Source organism: Pengzhenrongella frigida (genome assembly GCF_004168625.1).
GTDB lineage: Bacteria > Actinomycetota > Actinomycetes > Actinomycetales > Cellulomonadaceae > Pengzhenrongella > Pengzhenrongella frigida.
This window is the reverse complement of record NZ_SDWW01000008.1, coordinates 78,596-94,048: the sequence shown is the minus strand read 5'-3', so window position 1 is coordinate 94,048 and position 15,453 is coordinate 78,596. Positions and strand designations below refer to the sequence as shown.

Genomic DNA, 15,453 nt, shown 5'->3' with positions numbered 1-15,453 from the left:
CGCAAGCGCCACTGTTGCAGACCCGACACGGACACGTCAATCGATATCGATAACGTTTTCCTAACGGTAGGCTTCCGCTCATGACACGCCGAGCGACGATCACCGACGTCGCCCTCGCGGCCGGCGTCTCCGTCTCGACCGTGTCCAAGGTGATCAACGGCAGGTACGGCATCGCCGTCGCCACCTCGGCGCGGGTGCAGGAGGTCGTCAAGGAGCTCGGGTACGAGGCGAGCCTCGTCGCCCGCAGCATGCGCTCGCACCGGACGAACGTGATCGGTATCCTCGTGGCCGAGTTCGAGCCGTTCAGCGCCGAGATCCTCAAGGGGACCGCGGCTGCGCTCGCCGACACGGACTACGAGTTGCTCGCCTACACCGGGAGCCGGCTGAGCCGCGGCGCGGGGTGGGAGCGGCGGTCCCTGTCCCGGCTCAGCGGCACCCTCATCGACGGGGCGCTCATCGTCACGCCGTCGGTCGTCGACGCCGACCCGGGCGTGCCCCTCGTGTCGATCGACCCCCACGCCGGCCCGGCGGGGCTGCCGATGGTCGACGCCGACAGCCTCGCCGGGGCCGTGCTCGCGACGCGACACCTCATCGACCTGGGCCACCGACGCATCGGCTTCATGGCCGGCCGCCCGGACCTGGAGTCGTCCCGGCTGCGCGAGGCAGGATTCCGTCAGGCGCTCGCCGAGGCGGGTCTGGAGGCCGATCCGGACCTCATTCGCGTCGCCGACTACCGCCGGGACGCCGCGCGCGCCGCGGCCACGGCGCTCCTGACCCACCCCGACCGGCCGACCGCGATCTTCGCCGCCAACGACCTGTCCGCGATGGGCACGATGGACGTCGCGCGGGAGCTGGGCCTCGACCTGCCGGGTGACCTGTCGATCGTCGGGTTCGACGACATCCCCGAGTCCATCCGGACCACGCCTCCGCTCACCACCGTGCACCAGCCGATCCAGGAGATGGGCGCGGCCGGGATCACGATGCTCATCGCCCTGCTCGAGGGCCGTCCGGTCGAGCAGACGCACGTGCGCCTGCCGACCTCCCTGGTGGTCCGGGGCTCGACGGCCGCGCCGCGCTAGTCAGCGCGCTCGGCCCACGCCGCCCGCGCTGCCCGCTGACCGGGACCGTCGGGTTCATCTCGGGCGCAGGTGCGGCCTCCCGGAATCGATCCGGGAGGCCGCACCTGCCGCTTCGGTACCGAGGTGAGCAGCTGCTCAGCTCAGCAGGCCGTGCGGGTCAAGGACGTACTTCTTGGAAGCGCCCTGGTCGAACTCGGAGTATCCCCGCGGCGCCTCGGCGAGCGGGATGACCGTCGCGTTGACGTTCTTCCCGATCTGCACCTTGTCGTGCAGGATCGCCTGCATCAGCCCGCGGTGGTACCGCATCACCGGGCACTGCCCGGTCGTGAAGCTGAGCGACTTGGCCCAGCCGGTGCCCAGGCTGATCGACAGCGATCCCACCTTCGCGGCGGCGTCGACCGCACCCGGGTCGCCCGTGACGTACAGCCCGGGGATGCCGAGCGCGCCGCCGGCCGCGGTGAGCTCCATCAGCGAGTTGAGGACCGTGGCCGGTGCCTCGTGGGCCGCGCCGGCGCCGTGCCCGCGCGCCTCGAACCCGACGGCGTCGACCGCGCAGTCGACCTCGGGGACGCCGAGGATCTGCTCGACCTGCTCGCGCGGGTCGCCCTTCGAGACGTCCACGGTCTCGCACCCGAAGCTCCGGGCCTGCGCGAGCCGCTCGGCGTTGAGGTCGCCGACGATCACCACGGCCGCGCCGAGAAGCTGGGCCGACGTCGCGGCTGCGAGGCCGACGGGGCCCGCGCCAGCGATGTAGACGGTGCTGCCCGGCTTGGTGCCCGCGGTGAATGCGCCGTGGAACCCGGTCGGGAAGATGTCCGACAGCATGGTCAGGTCGAGGATCTTCGCCATCGCCTGGTCCTTGTCCGGGAACTTCAGCAGGTTCCAGTCGGCGTACGGGACCAGGGCGAACTCGGACTGCCCGCCGACCCAGCCACCCATGTCGACGTAGCCGTACGCCGAGCCTGGCCGGTCGGGGTTGACGTTCAGGCAGATGCCGGTCTTGCCCTCCTTGCAGTTGCGACATCGCCCGCACGAGATGTTGAACGGCACCGAGCACAGGTCGCCGACCTTGATGAACTCGACGTCCGGGCCGACCTCGATGACCTCGCCCGTGATCTCGTGGCCGAGCGCGAGCCCGACCGGGGCGGTGGTGCGGCCGCGCACCATGTGCTGGTCGCTGCCGCAGATGTTCGTCGACACGACCTTGAGAATCACTCCGTGGGGAACCTTGCGACCGACGTTGGCCGGGTTGACGCCGGGGCCGTCCTGCAGCTCCAACGTGGGGTACGGGATGGTCTCGACCGAGACCTTGCCGGGCCCTTGGTACACGACTGCCTTGTTGCCTGCCATGAACTGCTCCTCTTCTCTGACCGTCTCTTCCTCGAGCGTCACGAGCGGGGTGTGGGTCCGCCTCCGTCGTCCAGCGGGGCTCGTGACCGTTGCACCTTCGTTACCCAAATTAACCCAGAAGGGAGGTTTCGGACTCTCGGGAGCGATATTGGGGGAGGAGGGACGGCAGGACGGAGGTGGCGAGCCGTCAGGAAGGAGTGGTGCAGCTGGTCAGGTGGGCGGAGCGTCCTGGAGCCACTGCTGGCGGCCCTCGCCGAACCCCGACGCATGGTTCCCGTCATGCCCGCTCGGCCGTCGGCAGCACTGCGCGAGGGAGTACTTGTCGCGACAGGAGTCCGCCCAGGCAGTCCAAGCGAACTCGAGCCCGAGGCGGGCGTCGTCGACCGGCGTGGCGAAACCGGGTGCCATGACTGCTCCTCAACCGGGTCGCCGGTTGCGCGATCTGCGGGGTGCCCGCGACCCTGTGCAACAGGATGAATGTGGCCCGCGCAGGAGTAGGCGCGTGTCCATCATGCGGAACCGCGTCGCTGGCATGGTCGCCGCAGAGGGCGTCGTCGCTCGTCGTTCCGTCAGCGTGTCGACAGGCCAGCTGGCCGTCGCAAGGTGCTGTGCTCGGCCTGCAGAATGCGAGAAGTGGGCCGGTCTGAATTGACGGCGACCGTGCGGTCCAGCACAAGACGGGACCCATTGATTCAACCGTCGCGACGACGCCCAGCCGCTTTCCACGAATCGATGCGGGACGAGTTCGGCCGGTGGCCGACGGCCCATCGGACGGCGATTCCCCGACGGTACCGATTCGCGTTCCGTGAGCCATCCCATGCCCTTTCTGCAAGGTGCTCATCTTGCGTCAAAAGGCAGGTGGCACCGCGCGCGCGGCGGCGCCTCGGTGTGCGGTCACTGCCGACCGCGCCGCTCACCTCAGGCCGGTTCTCGAGGCCTTGACAACCCTGGGACTACCGGTGCATGCTCAGAACATCTCGCCACTGGAAACGTTTCCACTCGCTCGCTCTTCACCGTCGAAGGGAGTTCAGCCGATGTCGGCACGCCCCACCCTGATCCATGTCGCCGAGCTCGCCGGCGTCTCGCTCGCGTCGGCATCACGGGCGCTCAACGGGATGGTCGCGAGCCCCGAGACCGTCGCGAAGGTGCGGGCGGCCGCGCTGAGTCTCGGGTACATCCCCGATGCCACGGCGCGCTCCCTCAAGCTCGGGCACTCCCTCCAGCTCGCTTTCGCGGTCGACGACGTCGGCAACCCCGTGTACGTCGAGATGATGCGTGCCATCGAGACGGTGGTGCGTGGCTCGGGCTACCGCCTGCAGGTGTCCTCGACCGGCACCGACCCCGCCGAGACCGTCGACCTCGTCCGGAGTCTGGCGCGCGGGTACGCCGACGGGCTCGTGATCAGCCCGCTGCGGGTCACCGACGAACTCATCGTGGAGCTCAAGCGGGCCGCCGTGCCGGTCGTCGTCGTCGGTACCCTCCCGGACACCGTGCAGCTCGACACCGTCCAGACCGATTCCGCGCGTGGCGTCGGCCTGGCCGTCGCCCATCTCGTCGAGAGCGGTCGCCGGCGGATCGGATTCCTCAACGGACCGCTCGACACCACCCCCGGGATGTCTCGTCGGCGGGGCTTTGTCGAGGCCTACGCCGCGCATCAGCTCGCCCCCGCGGCGGGGTCCGTCCAGGAGGTCGCGGCGGACTTCACGGTCGCGGCCGGACGGCGCGCCGCTCTTGACCTGCTCTCGCGGCACCGCGATGCGCGCGGAGCTCTCGCCCTGGATGCGCTCGTGGCAGCGAACGACCTCCTGGCCGTCGGTGCGATCCACGCCGCGCTCGAGCTGGGCCTGCAGGTGCCCGAGGACCTCGCGGTGGTCGGGATGGACGACACCGAGCTCGCCGGCTTCTTCAACCCGGGCCTGACGAGCGTCTCCCTCGGCTCGGCCGAGCGCGGCCGGCACGCCGCAGAGCTGCTCCTCGCCAGGCTCTCCGACCCGGCCCGCCCCACGCGTCGAATCGTGGTGCAGCCCACCTTGGTGGTCCGCGCGTCGACCCAGACCGACCCCACCCCAGAAGGGACTGTGCGGTGACTCTCACCAGGGAAGCGGCACCATCAGCCGCGCCGCCCACACGGGGGAAGCCGCAGCCGAACCGGCGGTCCGGGATCGGTCGCGCGCAGCGCCGCGAGGCGATCGCGCTCGTGATCCCGTCGCTGATCCCGGTGCTCGCCTTCAGCATCTACCCGCTGCTGAACGGCATCTTCCTCGCCTTCACGGACTCCACCCTGAAGCGCAATGCCGAGTCGAACTTCGTCGGGCTGGACAACTTCGTCCGGCTGGCCGGCGACACGTTCTTCTGGGAGTCGTTCCGGATCGGGATGATCTGGGCCGTCTCCGTGACGGTCCTGCAGCTCCTGGCCGGGATGGGGCTCGCCCTGCTCCTGAACGCGGACCTCCGGCTCAAGTGGCTGACGCGGCTGCTGGCCCTCATCCCGTGGGCCATGCCCCCGGTGGTGGTCGCGATCATGTGGCGGATGATCTACTCGCCGACCACGGGTCCGCTCAACGCGGTGATCGGCTTCTTCGGCGGGCCGTCGGACACCAACTGGCTCGGCAACTTCGACACCGCCCTCCCCGCGGTGATCGTGGTGGGGATCTGGGTGGGCATGCCCCAGACGACGATCACGCTCCTGGCCGGCCTGCAGCAGATTCCGGAGGAGCTGCACGAAGCCGCGGCCATCGACGGGGCGAACGCGTGGTCGCGCTTTCGGAACGTGTCACTGCCGAGCCTGCGCCCGATCATCGCGTCGATCACGTCGCTGAACTTCATCTGGAACTTCAACTCGTTCGGCCTGGTCTACGTCATGACCGAGGGCGGACCGGGCGGAAAGACCATGCTCCCGATGCTCTTCACCTATATCGAGGCCTTCAAGAACCGGAACCTCGGGTATGCGGCCGCGATGGGTGACGTCTTGGTGCTGGTCGTCGTTCTTCTGCTCGCCGTCTACCTGTGGGCCCAATTCCGAGGGGAACGCGAGAAATGAGCACCACCGTCACCGGGACGAACCGGATCGTGCGACCCCTGCAGTACGTGGCTCTGGCGGGATACCTGGTCTTCCTGGGCTTCCCGCTGCTGTGGCTGGTCTCGGCGTCGATGAAGTCGTCGAGCGAGCTCAACTCCCTCAACATCCAGCTCGTGCCCGAGAGCTTCCACTGGGCCAACTTCTCCGATGCCCTCGCCAAGCAGGGGCTGCTGCACTCGGCTGCGAACAGCCTGTTCGTCGCCGTGTCGACCACGGTGCTCGTCATCGTGATCTCGATGCCGGCGGCCTACGCGCTGGCTCGGTTCCGCGGCAAGATCCGCACGGCGGGCACCGGCTGGATCCTGGTCAGTCAGGTGTTCCCGGTGATCCTCATCATCATCCCGCTCTTCCTCATCCTGAAGAGGATCGGCCTGGTCGACAACCTGTTCGGCCTGATCATCGTCTACACGACCTACACCATGCCGTTCGCGCTGTGGATGCTGCAGGGGTACATCGCATCGATCCCGGTCGAGCTCGAGGAGGCCGGGTCGATGGACGGCGCGAGCCGGCTGAAGGTGCTGCGGATCATCGTGCTCCCGCTGCTCATGCCCGGGGTGGTGGCGACAGCGATGTTCTCCTTCGTCTCGGCGTGGAACGAGTTCTTCTTCGCCCTCGTGCTGATCCAGTCGCCGGACAACTACACGCTCCCCATCACGCTGAAGATGTTCGTCGGCGGTGAGGGCAAGGTCGCCCTCGGGCCGCTGGCGGCCGGCGCCGTGCTCGCGACCATCCCGAGCCTGATCTTCTTCGCCTTCCTCCAACGCAAGCTCACCGGCGGTCTGCTCGCCGGTGCCGTCAAGGGTTGAGTCTTCTCGGCCGTCCAGCACCCTCCACATCGAAAGGCACCTCATGAAGATCCGTGGCATCGCCGCCATGGGCGTCCTCGCCCTCACCGCGATCTCGTTGACCGCGTGTGGCTCGAACTCAGACCCCGGCGCGGACGCGACGGACACGGGACCTGCCGAGCCGGTCGCGCTGACCTTCCAGTCCTTGTCCGACCAGCCGGGCGCCATCGCGGCCACCAAGACGATCGTGGACACGTGGAACACCGAGAACCCGGACATCCAGGTCGAGGTGGTGCCGGCCGGCTGGGACGGCGTCTACGACAAGCTCGTCGCGCAGTTCAACGGCGGGGTGGCGCCGGACATCATCCACTACGAGGCCGCGAGCATCATCCCGTTCGCCGTGGACGGCTACATCGCCGACCTCACCGACCTCGTCGACGAGGACCTGACGGCGGACATCTCCGACGGCATCTGGGAGTCGGTGACCGTCGACGAGCAGATCATCGCCGTCCCGACCGAGCTGCAGTCGTACATGGTGTTCGCGAACAAGGCGCTGCTCGAGGCGGCGGGCGTGACCATCCCGACCGGGGACACCATGGCCTGGGACGAGTTCCAGGACATCGCCAAGGCGACCTCGACGGAGGGCAAGTTCGGCGTGGCGTGGGGCCTGAAGAGCCCGACGGCGACCTTCATGAGTCTTGGGCTCGGGTTCGGGGGCACGTACTTCGACGGCACCGGCACGGAAGCGACGATCAACATCGGCGAGGGGGAGATGGCCGTCCCGACCCGGATCTCCGACATGGCGTACACCGACAAGTCGATCGACCCCGTGAGCCTGACGCAGTCCGGCTCCGAGGTGCTGGCCTCGTTCTACGCGGGCAACGTCGCGATGACCGTGCAGGGCTCGTTCCAGGCGGCCAACATCGCCAAGGACGCGCCGGCCGGCTTCGACTGGGTCGTCCTGCCGCCGCTCGAGGGGACCGAGGGCGCCGAGCAGTCCGCCAACCCCCAGACGCTCTCGGTCAACATCGACTCGGAGCACGTCGCCGAGGCGGCGAAGTTCATCAACTACTTCGCCTCGACGGACAACCTCGCCGCCCTGAACACGGCTGATGCGCTCATCCCCGCGTCGACCTCGGCCCAGGAGAAGATCGCGACGGACACCGCCGGTGCCGACGGCTGGGACGTCACCCTCAAGTCCGGGGCCTACCTCACCAAGGCGCCGTTCCTGTCGGTCGACACCTACACGCAGTGGAAGGACACGGTCGCCACTCCGGCGTACCAGAAGTTCCTCGCGCAGCAGACGACCGCAGAGCAGCTCGCGCAGGAGCTCACGGACGGGTGGGACCAGGTCAACCGCTGATCGACTCGGTGGGGTGCGCCCCCCTGTCGGCGCACCCCACCGGCACCCCCGCAACGCACGCTCGAACTGAACCTGGAGACGATGTGAACTGGCTCGAAGACCGCACCGTGGCGACGCTGATCGGCGCCGCCGTCGGAGACGCCCTGGGTGGGGCGACCGAGGGCTGGACGCCGGAGCAGATCGTGGCGCGCTACGGCGGACCGGTGACCGGCATCGTGCCCCCGTACTACCCGAACTGGCAGGACGCCCGACCCATCGCGCCGTACCACAAGGGCGACGGGCACATCACGGACGACACCCTGATGACGCAGGCGCTGGTCCAGGTGTACGCCAAGCGGGGCGACCATCTCGACGCCTACGCGGTGGCCGAGGACCTCGTGCCCCTGCTCGTCGGCGAGGTCCGATGGATCCCGGAGCTGGAGAAGGAGACGATCCTGCTGCACCGCGTGTTCCTCGCCGAGAAGTGGATCGTCGCCCGGCTGCACTACGGCCACGTCGACCCCCGCTCGGCCGGCGTCGGGAACATCGTCAACTGCGGAGCGGCGATGTACATGGCACCGGTCGGCATCGCGAACGCCGGTGACCCCCGCGGTGCGTACGCCGAAGCGATCGATGTCGCGGGAGCGCACCAGTCGAGCTACGGACGAGAAGCGGCGGGGGTCTTCGCCGCGGCGGTGGCCGCCGGGATGACGCCGGGCGCGACCGCGCAGACCGTGGTCGAGGCGTGCCTGGCGGTGGCGCGCGACGGCACGCTTCACGCGATCGAGGCGGTCGTCGAGGCGGTGCGGACGCTCACGCCGGGGGACGAGCTCGCGCCCGTGCTCCGCGCCGCGATCGCGCCGTTCGACACGGTCGGACCGGAGTACCGCAAGCCCGCCATGGACGCCCGGCTCCCCTCGCGGACCAAGTCGATCGAGGAGCTGCCGGTGGCCCTCGGCTTCGTGCTCGCGCACGACGGCGACTTCGTCGAGTCGGTTCTCGGTGCCGTCAACTACGGGCGCGACGCGGACTCCATCGCGACGATGGCCGGCTCCATCACCGCGGCCCTGGGTGGGCGCGGCGTCATCCCCGAGGAGTGGATCACGACGATCGAGGCCGCGAGCCGGGTCGACCTGACCGCCGTCGGCCAGCAGATGGCCGCCGCCGCCCACCAGATCGCCACCCGCGACGCCGGGCGGGCCCAGGCGCACCTGCGCCGGATCGCGGCGCTCACCGACCGGAGCGAGGTCGACGCACCGCGGGCCGGAGCCGCGCGATGAGGCTGACGTGGGCTCAGCCCGAAGATCTCGTGGCCCATGAGCTCGTCCAGTCCGCGGCCGAGGGGCGCGACGTCGCCCCGCTCGCGCAGCGCTGGGTCGACGGCGGGGGAGACCCCCACCCGCCGGTGAGCGGGGCCGGGCCGCGGCCCGCCACCCCCGAGGTCCGGGCGTTGGCTCGGGAGCTGCTCGTGGCGCTCGACGCGCTGACGACCCCGGCGCACCCGCACGAGCCCGACGACCTGGTCGCGATCGAGCGACTCTGGTCGGCTCCGCCCGCGCAGCGGACCGCCGTGCCGGCCACGTTCCCCGACCGGGTGCACGGGGCGTGGCTCGGCCGGTCGGCCGGTTGCCTGCTGGGCAAGCCCGTGGAGAAGATCCCTCGCCAGGGCATCGAGGAGATCCTGCGCGCGACCGGGCGCTGGCCGCTCGCGGGCTACTTCACCGCCGTCGGCCTGCCCGACGACGTCCTGGCACGCTGGCCCTGGAACCGGCGCAGCGCTCCCACGAGCCTGGTCGAGAACATCGACGGCATGCCCGAGGACGACGACCTCAACTTCCCGATCCTCGCGCTGGGGATCCTCGAGGCCCACGGGCGCGGCTTCACGACCGACGACGTCGCCGAGGCGTGGCTGGCGAACCTGCCCGCCGGTCGCGTGTTCACCGCCGAACGGGCCGCGTACCGCAACCTGCTCGACGCCCGCCCGGTCCCGTCGACCGCGACCCACCACAACCCGTTCCGGGAGTGGATCGGCGCCCAGATCAGGACCGACGTCTACGGGTGGACCAACCCCGGCGACCCGCAGACCGCGGCGCGCCTGGCGTGGACCGACGCCCGCCTCAGCCACACCCGCAACGGCGTCTACGGCGCCATGTGGGTGGCCGGGATGTGCGCCGCTGCCGTGGTGGTCGACGACGTCGGCACCGCGGTGGAGGCGGGGCTCGCCGTCGTGCCCCCCGACAGCAGGCTCGCGCACGCCGTGCGCCGTGGGGTCGAGCTCGGCCGCGCCGGGCAACCGATGCCCGACGCCCTCGATGCGCTGCACACCGAGTTCGGTGACCTGCACTGGGTGCACGTGCTGAACAACGCCGCCACCGTCGCGTACGCGCTGACCGCCGGGGACGGTGACCTCGGCACGAGCATCGCCCTGGCGGTCAGCGCCGGCTGGGACACCGACTCCGCCGGTGCGACCGTGGGCGGGGTGGTCGGTGCGGTGCGGGGGGCTGTCCAGCTGCCCGACGCCTGGATCGAACCGCTCCACGACCGGATCGCCACCAGCCTGCCCGGCGGCGGCCAGCGGTCGATCGCCGCGCTCGCGCGACGCACGGTGGCCCTCGCGACCGGGGGTCGGGCATGACGGCCGCGGGCACGGTCGTCGTCGTCGGCAGCGTGAACCTCGACCTCGCCGTGCGGGTACCCCGCATCGCCGGTCCGGGGGAGACCCTGCTGGCCTCGAGCATGAGCCGCTCCGGCGGTGGCAAGGGCGCGAACCAGGCCGTCGCGGCGGCCCGGGCCGGCGCCGACACGAGCTTTCTCGGCTGCGTCGGCGACGACGACGACGGGGTCCGGCTGCGCGTCGCGCTCACCACCTCCGGGGTGCGCACGGACCTGCTGGCCACCGTCGGCGCGCCCACCGGGACCGCACTGATCAGCGTCGACGACCGCGGCGAGAATGCGATCGTCGTCGTGCCCGGGGCCAATGCCGTGGTCCGTGCGCCGAACCCCGACCAGCGCGCCCGGATCGCCGCCGCGGACGTGCTGCTCGCGCAGCTGGAGATCCCGCAGGCGGCGGTCATCGCCGCGGCCCGCGCGCGCACCCCGGGGACCGCCTTCATCCTCAACGCGGCCCCGTCGGCCCCGCTGCCCGACGAGCTCTGGTCGCTCATCGACATCCTCGTGGTCAACCAGCACGAGGCGCTCGACCTGTGCGGAACCGTCGCCGGCCACCTCGAGCGCGCCACGACCTCGCTGCTCGAGCGCGTCCCGGTCGTGATCCTCACCCTGGGCAGCGCCGGCGCGGTCCTGGCCCGCCGCGGGGCGGCCCCCGTGACGGTTCCGGCACCGACCGTCACGGCGGTCGACACCACGGCGGCGGGCGACACGTTCTGCGGCGTCGTCGCTGCCGCGCTCGCCTGCGGCCAGGATCTGCTCGAGGCGGTCCGGCTCGGGAGCGCCGCTGCCTCCCTGGCCGTCCAGCGGACGGGAGCGCAGGACTCCGTCCCGACCCAGGCCGAGACCCGCGCCCAGCGGGACGTCACCTACCCGCCGCCCGGCCGCGCTCCGCAGGAGGCCCGCGCATGATCGATTTCGGCTTCGACCCCCTCGTCCCGCGCGCGATCGACCTGCCCACGGCCGTGCCGCTCGGCCCCGTCGAGCTCGCGTCGCTCGACGACGCCAAGATCTTCGCCGCACCCCAGGACCCCGAGCAGTGGCCGGCCTGGCGGGACCGCCTGACCCAGTGGCGGACCGACGCCCGATCCCGCCTGGGGTTCACCGGCGCCGCCTACGACCGCCCCGAGGGCGCCTGGTCGGCGGGCTGTTTCGCCGTCGCCCAGGTCTGGCTCTGGGACGAGCTGCTCTACGACTTCGAGACGCACCGGTTCACCCCCGAGCGGCTGCTCGCCGACGCGCGGGTCCGCCTCGGCGGCCTCGACGGCCTGGTGCTGTGGCACGCCTATCCGGTCATCGGCATCGATGACCGCAACCAGTGGGACTTCTACCGCGACGTCCCCGGCCTCGGTGACCTCGTCGCCACGCTGCACGACGCCGGTGTGCGCGTCTTCGTCGACTACAACCCGTGGGACACCGGCACCCGCCGGACCGGGGACGACGTCGTCGAGCTGGCCGCGCTCGTCCGGGACCTGAACGCGGACGGCGTCTTCCTCGACACCCTCAAGGAGGCCAACCCCGCCCTCGTCGACGCCCTCGAAGCGGCCCGGCCCGGGATCGCCCTCGAGGGCGAGTCGAAGCTGCCCCTCGCGCGGATCGCCGACCACTCCCTGTCGTGGGCGCAGTGGTTCGCCGACAGCCCGGTGCCCGGGGTGCTGCGCGCGCACTGGTACGAGCGCCGCCACATGCAGCATCACGTCCGGCGCTGGAACCGCGACCACTCCGTCGAGCTGCAGAGCGCCTGGATCAACGGCGTCGGACTCATGGTGTGGGAGGTCGTCTTCGGCACCTGGGTGGGCTGGAACGCGCGTGACTCCGCCACCCTGCGCCGGATGCTCCCCGTGCAGCGCGCGCTCGCGGACGTCCTGCACGGCGGGGACTGGACCCCGCTGGCCGCACTCGACCCGGCGGCCACCGCGGCGGGGGTCTACGCGTCCCGGTTCGAGCGCGACGGGGTGACGGCGTGGACGTTCGTCAACCGCGGGGACGCCGACTGGACCGGGCCGCTGCTCGGGGCCGCTGACCTCGACGTGCGTTCGCCCGTCGGGGACCGGTTCGTGGACCTGACCGGGGGTCGACGGCTGGCGCAGCCGGACCCGGTGCGCACCCTGGTGCCCGCCCACGGGATCGCCGGGCTCCTGCGACTCGCGCCCGGCGCCACCGAGCCCGGCGGACTGGACGAGGCGCTCGCACTGACCTCCGCGGTCCGGGACACCCGCGACGGCACCTTCCCGCACGCACGCTCGCGGCGGCTCCGGGCGCTCGACCCGGTGGCCCGCGCGAGCGGTCCGCCCGACAGCGGCCCGGACGGCGTCGTCGTGCCCGCCGGTACCCACGTCCTCACGGCGCGCTTCCGCGCCCGGGAGACCGGGATGTACGACGGCGCGCCCTACGTCGAGGAGTGGAAGCCGCTGCCGCCGCGGCTGCACGACCAGCGCACGCTCGAGCGGGTCGTCCGGCTCTCGAGCGACGTGATGGTGGGCGCCCGGGAGGTCTCCAACGGCGAGTTCGCGCGCTTCCTGGCTGCCACCGGATATCGCCCGCGCACCGCGAACCGGTTCTTGGCGCACTGGGTCGCAGGCCTGGCCGGCGCCGCCCCCGCACCGTGGCCGGGGGCCGACGACCAGCCGGTCACGCTCGTCGACCTCGATGACGCCCGCGCGTACGCCGCGTGGGTGGGCGGGCGCCTGCCCAGCGAGGACGAGTGGCAGCTCGCGGCCGAGCGCCCGGGCTTCACGCGTCGCCGCCCGGTCGTCTGGAACTGGACCGAGAGCGAGCACAGCGACGGGCGGACCCGGTTCGTCCTGCTCAAGGGCGGCGCGGACCACGCCACCCCGGGTTCGGAGTGGTACTTCGACGGCGGGCCGCGGTCCGCCGACTTCTCGGCCAAGTACCTGATGCCCGGCCTCGGGCTCGCGCGGTCGGCCAGCATCGGCTTCCGGTGCGCCTGGACGACCCGGACCGACACGGAGGCGCGGCCATGACCGGAGAACCTCTGGCGGCGGCCACGGCCACAGCGACGGCCACGGCCACGGCGGTCGGCGCGGGCGCGCTCGCCGGGTTGCGCGTGCTCGACGTCTCCACCTTGTTCGCCGGTCCCATGGCGGCCATGCACCTGGGTGACCTCGGCGCCGAGGTCATCAAGGTCGAGCACCCGCGCCGTCCCGACCCCTCCCGCGGCCACGGCCCCGAGAAGGACGGGCACAACCTGTGGTGGAAGACGCTGGGGCGCAACAAGCGCACGGTCAGCCTGGACCTGTCGCAGCCCGCCGGCCAGGACCTCCTCGTCCGCCTGGCGGCCACGGCCGACGTCATGATCGAGAACTTCCGCCCGGACACCCTCGAACGCTGGAACCTCGGCTACGAGCGGCTCTCGGCGCAGAACCCGGGTCTGGTCCTCGCTCGGGTCACCGGCTTCGGGCAGGTCGGTCCCTACCGGCGCCGACCGGGGTTCGGCACCCTCGCCGAGGCGATGAGCGGCTTCGCCTCGCTGACGGGGGAACCCGACGGGCCACCCACGCTGCCACCGTTCGGGCTCGCGGACGGGGTCGCGTCGCTCGCAACGGCCTATGCCGTGATGGCAGCCCTGCACGCCCGCTCCCGGACCGGGCTCGGCCAGGTCGTCGACCTGGCGATCATCGAGCCGATGCTGGCCATGCTCGGTCCCCAGATCACGCGCTGGGACCAGCTCGGATCGGTCCAACCCCGCACCGGCAACCGATCAGCCAACAACGCGCCCCGCAACACCTACCGGACGTCCGACGGTGCCTGGGTCGCGGTCTCGACCAGCGCGCTGAGCATCGCCGAGCGGGTGATGCGCCTGGTGGGGCGGCCCGACGTCGTCGACGAACCGTGGTTCGCCACCGGTTCCGGCCGTGCGGCCCACGCCGACGATCTGGACGGAGCGGTCGCAGCGTGGGTCGGCCAGCGCACCCGGGACGACGTCATCGCCGCCTTCGAGGCCGCCGAGGCCGCCATCGCGCCCGTCTACGACGCCGGTGACATCGTCGCCGACCCGCAGTTCAACGCCCTGGGCACGATCGCGTACGTCGACGACGACGACCTCGGGCGCATCGCGATGCAGGGGCCGCTGTTCCGGATGTCCCGGGACGGCGCACCGATCCGGTTCACGGGGCGGGCGCCGGGTGCAGACACCGACGCGGTGCTCGGCGAGCTCGGCCTCGGCGCCGAGGAGCTCGCGTCGCTCCGGGCGCGGGGTGTGCTGTGAGGCAGGACGGCGCCCCGACCCCGGATCCGACCCCGGCCCCGGCGCACCGCCCGGTCGTGACGCTCCTGTACGCGCCGGCGGACCGCCCCGGCCTGGTCGCCAAGGCCCTGGCCTCCGCCGCCGACGTCGTGATCGTCGACCTCGAGGACGCGGTCGCCCCCGCCCACAAGCAAGCGGCCCGGGCGGCGCTCGTCGACCTGCTGTCCGGGCACCTCGATCGGCGCGTGCAGGTACGGGTCAACGCCCTCGAGACCCCCTGGGGTGCCCTCGACCTCGCCGCACTCGCCGCCCTTCCGGCCCAGATCGCGGTCCGGATCCCGAAGGTCGGTTCACCGGCCGACCTCGAGCGCGTCGCGCTGGCGGTGGGGGACCGGCCCCTGCACGTCCTGCTGGAGACCGCCGGCGGCATCGAGTCCGCGCACGACATCGCGCGGGCACATCCCCGGGTCGCCAGCCTCGGCCTCGGCGAGGCCGACCTCCGCTCTGACCTCGGCATCGACGACGACGCCGCCCTCGCCTACGCGCGTTCGCGGATCGTGATCGCGGCTCGGGCCGCCGGGCTCCCCGCGCCGTCCATGTCGGTCTACCCGAACGTGCGCGACGACGCGGGCCTGGCGCGCTCGTGCGCGATCGGGCGCAGCCTCGGTTTCCTCGGACGGACCGCCATCCACCCCCGGCAGCTGCCGGTGATCGTGGCGGCCTTCGCCCCGACCGAGGTCGAGGTCGCCCGCGCCCGGCTCGTGGTCGCCGCCATGCGCGACGCCCAACGGGCGGGGAACGGGACGGTCGTGCTGCCCGACGGCACGTTCCTCGACGTCGCGATGGTCGAACGCGCCCGGCGCACGGTGGCGCTCGCTGAACCGACCCCGAGCCCGCGGCCAGACCTGTCCTGAGCTCCCTGCAGCGCCCCATCTCAACGAGGA

13 protein-coding genes are annotated in these 15,453 nt (G+C 71.7%); 11 read left to right on the top strand and 2 right to left on the bottom strand.

The genetic code is table 11. From position 1 onward, the window contains the following. Nucleotides 1–80: 80 nt before the first annotated feature. A complete protein-coding gene (locus EUA98_RS05085; RefSeq protein ID WP_130101585.1) occupies nucleotides 81–1,079 on the top strand; it encodes a LacI family DNA-binding transcriptional regulator in 999 nt (332 codons plus the stop codon). 135 nt (nucleotides 1,080–1,214) lie between these two features. Here EUA98_RS05085 and fdhA read toward each other — a convergent pair whose 3' ends face one another. Next, nucleotides 1,215–2,429 carry a formaldehyde dehydrogenase, glutathione-independent gene (fdhA, locus tag EUA98_RS05080; protein WP_130101584.1) on the bottom strand — a complete coding sequence of 405 codons (1,215 nt, stop codon included), beginning with the start codon at nucleotides 2,427–2,429 and terminating at the stop codon, nucleotides 1,215–1,217. A gap of 210 nt (nucleotides 2,430–2,639) precedes the next feature. Then, entirely contained in the window at nucleotides 2,640–2,837 is a 198-nt protein-coding gene (locus tag EUA98_RS05075; RefSeq protein ID WP_130101583.1) for a hypothetical protein, read from the bottom strand. A gap of 626 nt (nucleotides 2,838–3,463) precedes the next feature. On the opposite strand from EUA98_RS05075, the gene EUA98_RS05070 reads away from it, so the two are divergent. The 10 genes from EUA98_RS05070 (at nucleotide 3,464) to EUA98_RS05025 (ending at nucleotide 15,423) form a co-directional block, all read left to right on the top strand. After that, nucleotides 3,464–4,516, top strand: a complete 1,053-nt coding sequence (locus EUA98_RS05070; RefSeq protein ID WP_130101582.1) for a LacI family DNA-binding transcriptional regulator — start codon at nucleotides 3,464–3,466, stop codon at nucleotides 4,514–4,516. Further along, a complete protein-coding gene (locus EUA98_RS05065; protein ID WP_130101581.1) occupies nucleotides 4,513–5,469 on the top strand; it encodes a carbohydrate ABC transporter permease in 957 nt (318 codons plus the stop codon). The genes EUA98_RS05070 and EUA98_RS05065 overlap by 4 nt, the downstream gene beginning before the upstream one ends. Next, nucleotides 5,466–6,314 (top strand): carbohydrate ABC transporter permease, encoded by an 849-nt coding sequence (locus tag EUA98_RS05060; RefSeq protein WP_130101580.1) that lies wholly within the window; start codon nucleotides 5,466–5,468, stop codon nucleotides 6,312–6,314. The genes EUA98_RS05065 and EUA98_RS05060 overlap by 4 nt, the downstream gene beginning before the upstream one ends. A 43-nt stretch (nucleotides 6,315–6,357) precedes the next feature. After that, nucleotides 6,358–7,656 carry an ABC transporter substrate-binding protein gene (locus tag EUA98_RS05055; RefSeq protein ID WP_130101579.1) on the top strand — a complete coding sequence of 433 codons (1,299 nt, stop codon included), beginning with the start codon at nucleotides 6,358–6,360 and terminating at the stop codon, nucleotides 7,654–7,656. Between the two features lie 83 nt (nucleotides 7,657–7,739). Then, the gene (locus EUA98_RS05050) at nucleotides 7,740–8,915 is read left to right on the top strand and encodes an ADP-ribosylglycohydrolase family protein (protein ID WP_130101578.1); all 1,176 of its coding nucleotides are present in this window, start codon (nucleotides 7,740–7,742) and stop codon (nucleotides 8,913–8,915) included. Next, nucleotides 8,912–10,270: an ADP-ribosylglycohydrolase family protein gene (locus EUA98_RS05045; protein ID WP_130101577.1), complete on the top strand. Its 1,359-nt coding sequence runs from the start codon at nucleotides 8,912–8,914 to the stop codon at nucleotides 10,268–10,270. Before EUA98_RS05050 ends, EUA98_RS05045 begins: the two co-directional genes overlap by 4 nt. Next, entirely contained in the window at nucleotides 10,267–11,214 is a 948-nt protein-coding gene (locus EUA98_RS05040; protein ID WP_130101576.1) for a ribokinase, read from the top strand. The genes EUA98_RS05045 and EUA98_RS05040 overlap by 4 nt, the downstream gene beginning before the upstream one ends. Next, nucleotides 11,211–13,286, top strand: a complete 2,076-nt coding sequence (locus tag EUA98_RS05035; RefSeq protein ID WP_242511284.1) for an SUMF1/EgtB/PvdO family nonheme iron enzyme — start codon at nucleotides 11,211–11,213, stop codon at nucleotides 13,284–13,286. The genes EUA98_RS05040 and EUA98_RS05035 overlap by 4 nt, the downstream gene beginning before the upstream one ends. Then, the gene (locus EUA98_RS05030) at nucleotides 13,283–14,530 is read left to right on the top strand and encodes a CaiB/BaiF CoA transferase family protein (RefSeq protein ID WP_130101575.1); all 1,248 of its coding nucleotides are present in this window, start codon (nucleotides 13,283–13,285) and stop codon (nucleotides 14,528–14,530) included. The genes EUA98_RS05035 and EUA98_RS05030 overlap by 4 nt, the downstream gene beginning before the upstream one ends. After that, nucleotides 14,527–15,423, top strand: a complete 897-nt coding sequence (locus EUA98_RS05025) for an HpcH/HpaI aldolase/citrate lyase family protein (protein ID WP_130101574.1) — start codon at nucleotides 14,527–14,529, stop codon at nucleotides 15,421–15,423. The genes EUA98_RS05030 and EUA98_RS05025 overlap by 4 nt, the downstream gene beginning before the upstream one ends. The last annotated feature ends 30 nt before the right edge of the window (nucleotides 15,424–15,453 follow it).

What these genes read in the sequence shown, in the direction of transcription:
- EUA98_RS05085 (WP_130101585.1), top strand. Translation starts at nt 81, where the DNA reads ATGACACGCCGAGCGACGATCACCGACGTCGCCCTCGCGGCCGGCGTC.
- fdhA (WP_130101584.1), bottom strand. Translation starts at nt 2,429, where the DNA reads ATGGCAGGCAACAAGGCAGTCGTGTACCAAGGGCCCGGCAAGGTCTCG.
- EUA98_RS05075 (WP_130101583.1), bottom strand. Translation starts at nt 2,837, where the DNA reads ATGGCACCCGGTTTCGCCACGCCGGTCGACGACGCCCGCCTCGGGCTC.
- EUA98_RS05070 (WP_130101582.1), top strand. Translation starts at nt 3,464, where the DNA reads ATGTCGGCACGCCCCACCCTGATCCATGTCGCCGAGCTCGCCGGCGTC.
- EUA98_RS05060 (WP_130101580.1), top strand. Translation starts at nt 5,466, where the DNA reads ATGAGCACCACCGTCACCGGGACGAACCGGATCGTGCGACCCCTGCAG.
- EUA98_RS05055 (WP_130101579.1), top strand. Translation starts at nt 6,358, where the DNA reads ATGAAGATCCGTGGCATCGCCGCCATGGGCGTCCTCGCCCTCACCGCG.
- EUA98_RS05045 (WP_130101577.1), top strand. Translation starts at nt 8,912, where the DNA reads ATGAGGCTGACGTGGGCTCAGCCCGAAGATCTCGTGGCCCATGAGCTC.
- EUA98_RS05040 (WP_130101576.1), top strand. Translation starts at nt 10,267, where the DNA reads ATGACGGCCGCGGGCACGGTCGTCGTCGTCGGCAGCGTGAACCTCGAC.
- EUA98_RS05035 (WP_242511284.1), top strand. Translation starts at nt 11,211, where the DNA reads ATGATCGATTTCGGCTTCGACCCCCTCGTCCCGCGCGCGATCGACCTG.
- EUA98_RS05030 (WP_130101575.1), top strand. Translation starts at nt 13,283, where the DNA reads ATGACCGGAGAACCTCTGGCGGCGGCCACGGCCACAGCGACGGCCACG.